We start from the raw sequence: 9245 nt of genomic DNA, 5'->3' as shown, positions 1-9245 counted from the left end.
GCGTTCACGGTTTTGAGTGGTATCTAAGCTTAGAACGCTGGCTCCCCCTTCATCTCTTCAATCTCCAAAACTACCGCACAGCAAGGCACCCAGCTATCTGTAAGCAGCTTTTGTCAGTCAATCAGCTTGCAAGGTGTGAGAGGGCAAATCCTTGTATTCAGGGAACAAGGTCTTTGAATGGCGCAGATCCCGTTTCTGTGAATAGAAATCAGGGCGAGCTTTCAATTCTGGTAAGTGGCAGACTAGCGGACAAGCGTTGATGTCACAGCGATTTTGCTCATACCAGTTGAACCGCTCTGCTAGTCGATAGTTGTATTGCCTACGACACAAGCCATCGGTCAATCGTGGCTTGCTGCTGCGGAGTCAATCGTAGTCGGTACTGGTAAGCGGTTCTCATGCTACCGTTGTACTGCAAGTATCGATAACACTGCGATACATGAAAAGTCTTTCTGTCCGGATTTCGGATATAGAAAAACAGCATCTGGATGAGTATTGTCGTCTTACGGAGCGAACCCAGAGCGATGTTTTGAGGCAATACATTAGAAGTTTGTCTATCCCTGGGGTATTGAACCCCATGCTCCAATGAGTTGCTGGCGCGAACGATAGTCCTGCAATTCTTCCCGACGCTATGCCTACGGCACGCGACGCGAACACCTAACGGGTAGAGCGCGGGGCTGCTTGCGGGAATAGCTCAAAACACGACGATTGATGGCTTTGACTGCAAACAGCTAGTTTAGAAGACTCTGAGTACCCTACCCGCACGCACGTTTCCACTGCAGCTCTGTGCGATGCAGAGACGAGACTGCGGTCTAGAGCATTCTTGAGAAGGGATTGAGGTTGGCTGGTTTGAGTCTGGTGCTCCGCACCGCCACGCGAACGGTAGGGCATAGCGGAATTGAAGCCTCTAGACAGAACGACCGCTACGTAGATCAAGGTCGATGTAGATCAAGGTCGATCAAGTAATGGGTGAGGACTACGTCCCGCTGTCGCGACTGGACAAGTTGGCTGGACTAAGGAGGAACCCCACGCTGGCGCGAACAGCATCGGGAGGATGTCAGTAAAGCGTCTTGGATGCAGAGGTTAGCAATTGCAGGGAAGATCCTGGAGCTGCTCAATGCGGGATGAGGATCCCTGAGAGTTCAATCAGTTGTTGGGCTGCTTTTGGATGGGGTAACAGCGCGATATTGGGCAACAGCCGACTAACTCCCAATACCTCAATCCCCACAGGCTGATTGTATTGGTCGTAGTCCACAATAAAGCCAGACTCTAGAGTATCGGTCTCTTCGATACGCTCATCCGTCAAGCGGATATAGGCGGCATCTACCTCAGCGTCATAGGTGAATTGCCTCATAGTTTGCCTCTCTTGCTGCGATCCAGATGAGCTGTCACCAATGTCCAGGGATCCGTAGTCCAATTGTAAACAACCCTCATAACCCTGCCATCCAGTGAAGGGATTGCTCGGAATGCCAGACGCAAGGTGGGATCCTGGGGATCCGGCTCTACAAGGGTAGGAGCTTCAACCGTTTCGATGACCCATTCCAGAGACAGATTTCTCCCTGAAAGTCTATCCAGAAAGTGTTGACTCAAGCGGTAAGGGTAATCTTGAGACATGAGTGACTGAGGAATCTGAGGCGATTAACCCTGTCCATCCAGGATTTGTCAAGGTTGCCTCCTGGCTAGGGTCAATGGTTCTCTCTGACTATCAAGGGGGTGGGACTACTTGAACTAAGGGGATCCCTGCTTGTCCTGAATGCGGAAGGGGAGTGTCCCCAAAAACGTTCGTTGCTATTCAGGGATGGGACTACGAGCTCTCCTCCAGCAGCTCCGGTGCGTCCCGTTACTGCGTTGCGTTCCTTCGTTCTTCTGCCAGGAGCTTCGTCGCGATGATCATCCGATCCTCAACTGTGGGGAAGTAGAACTGCCCATTCTGTCGGTCTGCTCTGATTTCGTTCTGCTATCGCCTTGACCTGCGCTAACCGCTTCCCGTCGGTAAAAGCTCCCAGTCCATCCAAGCGGTATCGCTTGCCCTGATGCTGGAAGGTGAGACGGATCCGTCCATTGTCGTTCTTGCCATCACTGCTCTCCCTAATCGTGGCTTAGGGAGGGTTTAGGGAGGCCCTAGGGGTCGTAACCACCATTCCTAGGTGGCCACTGCTCCTCTCTCTAACAAGAGGAGAGAACGATGAAACCCTCTGCTGGAGAGGGATTGAGAGATATGGAGCTTAGCGGATTCGAACCGCTGACCCCTTCAATGCCATTGAAGTGCTCTACCAACTGAGCTAAAGCCCCAACCTGCTTAACCCCAACTGAGAAACTGATCTCACGACGACAGGAACAGCCGTAGAAATTGCTTGGGGAAAAGCACCGGATATTTATCCTAAGAAGGTGTTGGATTCCTGTCAATAGCCCAGGAGCCAGACGTGGACATCTCCTGCGGCAGTGTCTGCTACCGGAGAGACCCAGCGGGTGATAGAAAGGAGTCAGTGGCTATCGAGGGGATCGTGATACAAGGGAACCAGCTCAACCGCATCTTGGCCGTCTCCTTAGTGGTGATCTGCCTGATTGCAGCCATTGTCGGGGGAACACGTCCCACACCGGAACTGCCTCGAGCGGGGGTCAGCTTGGAAGCAGCTCGCGGCGGCGATCGAATCGAGGTGGTCAACCTGGAAGGAACCATAGGCGGGCCTCGCAGTTTGGGGTTCGTCAGTTTGCCCACTTCCCCTTTGGATCAGCTCCGGGATGCGGTACGGGATCGCTCTGTAAAAGCAGTGTTATTGCGGATCAACAGTCCAGGTGGCGCGGTGGGATCCAGCCAGGAACTTTATCGAGCTGTGACAGCCCTACACGAGGCGGGCAAGCCGGTGATCGCCATCATGGAAGATATCGCTGCTAGCGGTGGGTACTATGTGGCCAGTGCCGCCGACAAAATTTATGCCAATCCTGGCACCCTAACCGGCAGCATTGGGGTGATCATCAGTGGTCTCACCTTTGGTCAATTGCTGGAAAACTACGGAGTAGAGCCACAAACCTTCAAAACCGGCGAGTTTAAGGACATCCTTTCTCCCTTCCGCACCGCTACGCCTCAAGAGCAACGCCTGCTGCAAGACTTGTTGGAAAATACTTTGGATCAATTTATTCGAGATGTCGCCCGTGGCCGTCAGCATTTGCCCCAAGAAGGAGCAGAGGAGGTCTTGGATGCGGAGATGATCGCTCGGCGGCAAGGATTGGATGAAGCACGGGTGCGACAGCTGGCGGATGGACGCATTTTTACTGGGGCACAAGCTCTGGAAGTGGGTTTGGTGGATGCCTTAGGGGGCTATACGGAAGCCGTGGAGGATTTGCGGTTGATGACCGGGGATCCCTCCTTATCTCCGGGGGGCGAGGCGGATAATTTCCAACGGACACTGCGGCGGCTGTTGAGTCAGGGGGTATCGGCTCCGGGGCAAAGCGCTTGGTTAGCCAGATTTTTTGAGAGCAACCAGGCCACGGGGATCCCAGGTGTGCCGCTGTTGTGGATGGCACCGGAGTGGGCTTTGCGCTAGCCTCACTGCAGGATGTTTGGATGTGTGGGGTGAACCAGGTGAATCAACCGTCGATGGGGGCGATGGCTGCTCCAGGGTTGCAAGGCAATGGGGTGAAGCCGGTTGCAAATGTTGTTGCAGATGCTTTAGCAGGCCCTTTGTCCGTTCAAGCCGCCTCAGGGACAAAAGACCTTAACAATTTAGATTGGTTAGGGCTAGCAGACCCTCCCACTTGTTCTCCTGACCCAGATCTGTTGACCAGTCGAGCCTGGGTGGAAATCGATGGGGCCCAGTTGCGGCAGAACCTGCGGCTGTTGCAGGCTCGTCTGTCTCCGGGCACAGAAATCTGGGCGGTGGTCAAGGCCAATGCCTATGGCCATGGGGCAAAGTTGGTGGCTCCATTGGCCATTGCCGCTGGGGCAAAGGGGCTCTGTGTGGCCACCTTGGCGGAAGGGATCGAACTGCGGCAGCAGGGGCTAAAGGCTCCCATTCTGGTGTTGGGGGCCTTGAATACCTGGGCGGAGTTACGGCAGGCGATGGCAGCTCGCTTGGAGGTTAGCCTCACCTGTGCAGAACAGATCCCGCTAATGTGCCAGGTGGCACGGTTGGCGGGGCGACCCTGCCCCATCCATGTGAATGTGGATACGGGGATGACCCGGCTGGGGATCCCCTGGACAGAGGCAGCACTGCTGTGGGGGCAGATTTGTCGGATCCCGGAGTTGCAAGCGTGTAGCTTGTTTTCCCATTTGGCAACGGCGGATGAACCTGATTCGGCGGCCATGGAGCAGCAACGCACTCGTTTTGCCCAAATCGTTGAGCAAATCCAACGGGCAGGGGATCCCTTGCCGAGCCTGCATCTGGATAACTCAGCCGGGGCATTGAGCCATTTGCAGGGGCACTACGCGCGGGTGCGTTTGGGGCTGGCGCTTTACGGGTTACCCCCCGCTCCCCATCTGCAGGTGCCAGGACTGCAACCGATTTTGCGGCTCAAGGCGCGATTGACCCATATTCAAACGGTTCCTGCCCAGACGGGGGTGAGCTACGGGCATCGCTATGTAACCCACCGTCCTAGCCGCATTGCCACTCTAGCCATCGGCTATGCAGATGGGATCCCGCGGCGACTTTCCGGTCGGCTGCAAGGGTGGGCGGGTGGCGGCCTGATCCCACAGGTGGGAACCATCACCATGGATCAGTGCATGTGGGATGTCACCGACAGGCCGGATATTCAAGTGGGGGATGTGGTGGAGTTGCTCGGATCCCATTTGGATTCAGCATTATCCCGATTTCAAGTTCAGGACTGGGCGGATCAATTGGGCACGATCCCTTATGAATTGCTTTGCGGTCTTTCGGCCCGCTTGCCACGGTTGTTGGTGAACTCTCCGGAATAATGACGATATTCTAACAGTATTGAGATTACAACCCTTTAACGCTCCGCATCCCAAAAGTGAACACGGGTTTGCGACAACAACAGTGGTGTTGCTAACCCCTTTCAATTTCAAAAGGGCTAGAGTGCTCCGCACCGCTGTTGCGAAGGGGATGGGGATTAACCCCGTGCTAGGTGACTGGTGTTGGGGCCGCCATGACCCTCCGGGTCGTGCGTAGGACGAGAGGCGTTGGCAAAGCCTGTTGGAGACAGACGCGCTAGTGTGCCCTTGGCGCAAAGGGCTATAACCTATCTATCTATGTATCTAAAACTATCTAGAACTATCTAAAACAGTGGTTAGGATGGGGTGAAATTGAGGGCTCAGTTCATGTTGGGAGGCAGCGATGGAGGCTCATAAATCTCTAAATGGCCTGGAAAACCAGATGGAGAGGGCTGTTTTGGAGATGGTGAATGAAATTTCGTTGATGGAAAGCCAGCAACGGTATTGCTCTTGCAAGAAATTCTGTAACGATGCTGCCGCGTTGGCTCTGAACAATCTTAAGCCCCGCTATGCCACCAGTTTTCTTGGCTCGCTTTACACCCTAGAGGCCATCCAAGCGGATCAAGACCTACAGACCCTGATCCGACTGGAGGTGGCGAAGGCGATGGAGGCGGTGGCAGCGAATCCCCGTTGCCCGGAACCGGAGTGCCCGCTGCTACCGCACCACCTGGAAACGGTAGAGTTAGGATTGGCCCCCAGCAACGATTGATCGAATGGCCTTGACTTCTTCGCCTGCGCCGGTAGCCTTCCTTGGCCCTGCCGGAACCTATACGGAGTTGGCTGCCCTTTTGGCTTGTCCGGAACAACCCCATCTGCACAGCCAGGGATCCCATCCCTTGGTACCCTATCCGACGATTATTGCCTGTTTGGAAGCGGTGGCTACCGGTCAGCAGGAGTGGGCGGTGGTACCGGTGGAGAACTCCGTTGAGGGAGGGGTATCCATGACTTTGGATGCCCTTTGGCAACTGGAAGGACTACAGATTTATCAGGCATTGATCTTGCCGATTCGGCATGCGCTCATGGGGCGGGCAAAAGCTCTAGAACAGATCGAACAGGTGTATTCTCACCCCCAAGCCTTGGCCCAGTGTCAAGTTTGGCTGGGATCCCATTTGCCCCAGGCCACGTTGATCCCGACCCGCTCCACCACCGAGGAATTGGATCGGGTGCAAACTCAACCAATGGCTGCGGTGATTGCTTCAGAACGAGCCGCTGCTCTCTACAAATTGCCGATTCTGGCCTGCCCGATCAATGATCACCCCGATAACTGCACCCGCTTCTGGGTAATAGGCCGCAGCCAACCCAAGGCTGACTTGGCTTCTCCAGGGGGATCCCATACCTCTTTGGCCTTTAGCCTGCCCGAGAATGTGCCGGGGGCCTTGCTAAAACCCTTACAGGTGTTTGCGGAGCAGGGTTTGAATATGTCCCGCATTGAGTCGCGCCCCACCAAAAAGTCCGCGGGCACCTATGTGTTTTTCGTGGATTTGGAAAATGCTCCCGACCAGCCTTATCTCAGCCCTAAGGTGATCGCAGCCCTCGAACAGATTGCAGAAACCCTCAAGCTGCTCGGTAGCTACCCCGTTCATGATCTCTCCAAACAGGGGGGCATTGCCTTTCCCAACTAAGCGACAGACAAAGGTTGGGGTACAGCGCGAATTTGGGCCAATTGACTCTCAATTTGCTGCCGTACCTCTTGGCGAAACTCAAAGAAATGCTCCCCATGAGCACACACCGTCAGGTAGGGCACCAATCCCGCTGGGTTTTGCCGCCACAAGCCCCACAACTGTTGCCAAAACAGCGCCCGCGTTTCTGCCCGCTGGATCCCTTGTAGCCAGGCGACTCGCACCAACCCCTGCACTTCTGGCCATTTGGGGAGTTTAAAGGGACGCTTCCCTTTCGGGGATCCCAGCTCGAGAGCATAGCGGTAGCAGCGTTTCAAAAACAGGGCTGGCTCATACAGATCCCAAAAGGCTTGCAGGTATTCTTCCGCAATTTGATCCACTGGTCGGGTCGGCTCAAAATTCATGAGGGTGCTCTGGTTCATGCCAGTGCCTTCGCTGCGCAGCCGCCCTTCTTTCTCTAGACGCGACCAGAGGGCAGTACCGGGCAAAGCCTGCAACATACTGAACATAGCATCGGGGATCCCGGTTTCCTCCACAAAACGGACGATCCGTTCGCCTGCCCCAGGTTTTTCCCCATCAAAGCCAATAATGAACCCTGCCAAAACCCGTAGCCCCGTTTGGGTAATGCGCCGACAGGATTCCACCAGGGGTTTGCGGTTATTTTGAAACTTTTGCGTCAGGGTGAGGCTTTCTTCATCGGGGGTCTCAATGCCCAAAAACACCGAATCAAATCCGGCTTCTACCATCAGCTCCATCAATTCCTCATCTTCCGCCAGGTTGACCTGAGAATGATTACCCATTGACCCGGATCCCGAGCAGGTTCAGGGCTGAGCCCGATCCAGACTGCGGTACTGAATGGCTTCCGCAAGGTGGGCGGGGGCAATTGTTTCGGCTCCGGCCAGATCGGCAATGGTGCGAGCCACTTTCAGGATGCGGTCACTGCCACGGGCGGACAACCCCAACTTGCGGATTGCCCCCTCTAGCAAGGTCTGACAGGGATCCGACAGACGACACCACTGCCGCAAATGGCGAGGCTGCATCTGGGCATTGCAATGTAGCCCTGGCTCCTGGTAAAACCGTTGTCGCTGATATTCGCGGGCTTGTTCCACTCGTTCCCGCACCCGCTGGGAAGGTTCTCCCGGTTGCGCCTGCAGGATTTCTTCTGGCTTAAGGCGGTTCACCTGAACTTGCAAATCAATCCGATCCAGCAACGGGCCAGAAAGCTTTGACCAGTAGCGCTCCCGTTGTTGTGGGGTACAGCCGCAAGGTTTGACCGGATCCCCGTAAAAGCCGCAGGGGCAAGGGTTGGTGGAGGCCACCAGCATGGTTTGGGCGGGAAACTCCAGCGAGAAGCGAGCCCGGGAAATGGTAACTTTGCCATCTTCGAGCGGTTGGCGCAACACCTCCAGTACCTCCCGGCGAAACTCCGTCAGCTCATCCAGGTACAAAACACCGCGATGGGCCAGCGAGATCTCCCCCGGCTTGGGATAAGATCCCCCGCCCACCAAAGCCACAGCAGAAGCAGAGTGATGGGGAGCACGAAAGGGGCGCTGGGTAATGAGGGCGGAGGGTTCACCCAAATGAAGATTTTGTCGCAGTAAACCGGCTGCAGAGTAAATGCGGGTAATTTCTAGGATTTCCTCCCACTGTAGGGCCGGTAGGATCCCTGGCAACCGCCGCGCCAACAGGGTTTTGCCGGCTCCGGGGCTACCCACCAGTAACAAATTGTGCCCACCAGCCGCTGCCACCTCCAACGCCCGCCGGGCGTGTTCTTGCCCTTTGACATCCGCCAGATCCAACGGGGATCCCAAGTTGGCCTTCTGCACCTGTTCCGGCTGGATCTGGATCGGCTTGACCGCTTGCGGAGACTGTAGCCAGTTCACGACTGCCGATAATGAGGTGAACCCATACACTTGAATCCCGGATACCACGGCTCCTTCCAGGCCATTCTCCTGCGGCACTACCAACTGGCGGATTCCCAACTCTGCTGCGGTAGCGGCAATGGGCAAGACTCCTGCGACGGGCCGGAGAGTTCCATCCAGGGCCAATTCTCCGACCACTAGGGTTTCTTGCAGGGATCCCGGATCGATCACTCCTGAGGCAGCCAGGATCCCAAGAGCAATCGGCAGGTCAAAGCTGGGGCCTTCTTTGCGCAGGTCGGCGGGGGCTAAGTTGATGATGATCCGCCGCTGGGGCAGGGCAAAGCCAGAGTTTTTAATTGCCGCCCGTACCCTTTCTTTGGCTTCGGTCACCGCTGCGTCCGGCAAACCGACCAAGGTGATCTGGGGCAACCCGCCGCCAACATCCACCTCCACCGTGACCCGTACAGCCTTTAATCCCAGTAGGGCTGCCGAAAAAACTTGGGCAAACAAGGCACTGGCCTCTGTCATCAGTTCCACCCATCTATCCTGGCAAACCCTTGGGTATTAGCCCCTACCCCTTGACACAGATCACCGGCTTCAAGGTCGCTACCACCTCCACCAGATCCGCCTGGTTGGCCATCACCTGATCAATCGGTTTATAAGCGGCGGGGATCTCATCCAAAATCCCCTCATCCTTACGAAAAGCAGCGTAAAGCCCCCGGTTTCTAACCGGGGGATATAAGCGCACAGGCTGAATTTATTCAGCAACAGAAATAGTACATACAATAGTCCCCATGAAACGGGTCACCACCACACTCA

8 protein-coding genes, 1 tRNA gene and 2 pseudogenes are annotated in these 9245 nt (G+C 55.6%); 4 read left to right on the top strand and 7 right to left on the bottom strand.

Going from position 1 to position 9245, the window contains the following annotated elements; translation table 11 throughout:
* Positions 1–126 precede the first annotated feature (126 nt).
* The 4 genes and pseudogenes from JX360_RS18125 to JX360_RS16465 form a co-directional block, all read right to left on the bottom strand.
* A pseudogene (locus JX360_RS18125) lies at positions 127–397 on the bottom strand (helix-turn-helix domain-containing protein); the annotation flags it as partial.
* 714 nt (positions 398–1111) lie between these two features.
* The gene (locus JX360_RS16470) at positions 1112–1351 is read right to left on the bottom strand and encodes a DUF2283 domain-containing protein (protein ID WP_244353121.1); all 240 of its coding nucleotides are present in this window, start codon (positions 1349–1351) and stop codon (positions 1112–1114) included.
* The gene (locus tag JX360_RS18120) at positions 1348–1611 is read right to left on the bottom strand and encodes a DUF4258 domain-containing protein (protein WP_425244432.1); all 264 of its coding nucleotides are present in this window, start codon (positions 1609–1611) and stop codon (positions 1348–1350) included. Before JX360_RS18120 ends, JX360_RS16470 begins: the two co-directional genes overlap by 4 nt.
* 605 nt (positions 1612–2216) lie before the next feature.
* Positions 2217–2289, bottom strand: a tRNA-Ala gene (locus JX360_RS16465).
* Between the two features lie 194 nt (positions 2290–2483).
* Here JX360_RS16465 and sppA point away from each other — a divergent pair.
* The 4 genes from sppA (at position 2484) to pheA (ending at position 6567) form a co-directional block, all read left to right on the top strand.
* Positions 2484–3542 (top strand): signal peptide peptidase SppA, encoded by a 1059-nt coding sequence (sppA, locus tag JX360_RS16460; RefSeq protein WP_244353119.1) that lies wholly within the window; start codon positions 2484–2486, stop codon positions 3540–3542.
* A complete protein-coding gene (gene alr, locus JX360_RS16455; RefSeq protein ID WP_244353117.1) occupies positions 3512–4909 on the top strand; it encodes an alanine racemase in 1398 nt (465 codons plus the stop codon). Before sppA ends, alr begins: the two co-directional genes overlap by 31 nt.
* Before the next feature lie 379 nt (positions 4910–5288).
* Positions 5289–5654 carry a late competence development ComFB family protein gene (locus tag JX360_RS16450; protein ID WP_244353115.1) on the top strand — a complete coding sequence of 122 codons (366 nt, stop codon included), beginning with the start codon at positions 5289–5291 and terminating at the stop codon, positions 5652–5654.
* Between the two features lie 4 nt (positions 5655–5658).
* A complete protein-coding gene (gene pheA / locus JX360_RS16445) occupies positions 5659–6567 on the top strand; it encodes a prephenate dehydratase (RefSeq protein ID WP_244353113.1) in 909 nt (302 codons plus the stop codon).
* Here pheA and JX360_RS16440 read toward each other — a convergent pair.
* The 3 genes and pseudogenes from JX360_RS16440 to JX360_RS16430 all read right to left on the bottom strand — a co-directional run.
* A pseudogene (locus tag JX360_RS16440) lies at positions 6564–7352 on the bottom strand (B12-binding domain-containing radical SAM protein); the annotation flags it as partial. The gene pheA and the pseudogene JX360_RS16440 sit on opposite strands and share 4 nt — an antisense overlap.
* Positions 7353–7385: 33 nt before the next feature.
* On the bottom strand, positions 7386–8936 hold the full coding sequence (locus JX360_RS16435) for a YifB family Mg chelatase-like AAA ATPase (protein WP_244353123.1): 1551 nt from the start codon (positions 8934–8936) through the stop codon (positions 7386–7388).
* A gap of 61 nt (positions 8937–8997) precedes the next feature.
* Positions 8998–9183, bottom strand: a complete 186-nt coding sequence (locus tag JX360_RS16430) for an RtcB family protein (RefSeq protein WP_425244433.1) — start codon at positions 9181–9183, stop codon at positions 8998–9000.
* Between the last annotated feature and the right edge of the window lie 62 nt (positions 9184–9245).

The organism is Thermostichus vulcanus str. 'Rupite' (genome assembly GCF_022848905.1).
Classification (GTDB): Bacteria; Cyanobacteriota; Cyanobacteriia; order Thermostichales; family Thermostichaceae; genus Thermostichus; species Thermostichus vulcanus_A.
This window is presented reverse-complemented; position numbering and strand designations above follow the sequence as displayed.

What these genes read in the sequence shown, in the direction of transcription:
- JX360_RS16470 (WP_244353121.1), bottom strand. Translation starts at nt 1,351, where the DNA reads ATGAGGCAATTCACCTATGACGCTGAGGTAGATGCCGCCTATATCCGC.
- JX360_RS18120 (WP_425244432.1), bottom strand. Translation starts at nt 1,611, where the DNA reads ATGTCTCAAGATTACCCTTACCGCTTGAGTCAACACTTTCTGGATAGA.
- pheA (WP_244353113.1), top strand. Translation starts at nt 5,659, where the DNA reads ATGGCCTTGACTTCTTCGCCTGCGCCGGTAGCCTTCCTTGGCCCTGCC.
- JX360_RS16450 (WP_244353115.1), top strand. Translation starts at nt 5,289, where the DNA reads ATGGAGGCTCATAAATCTCTAAATGGCCTGGAAAACCAGATGGAGAGG.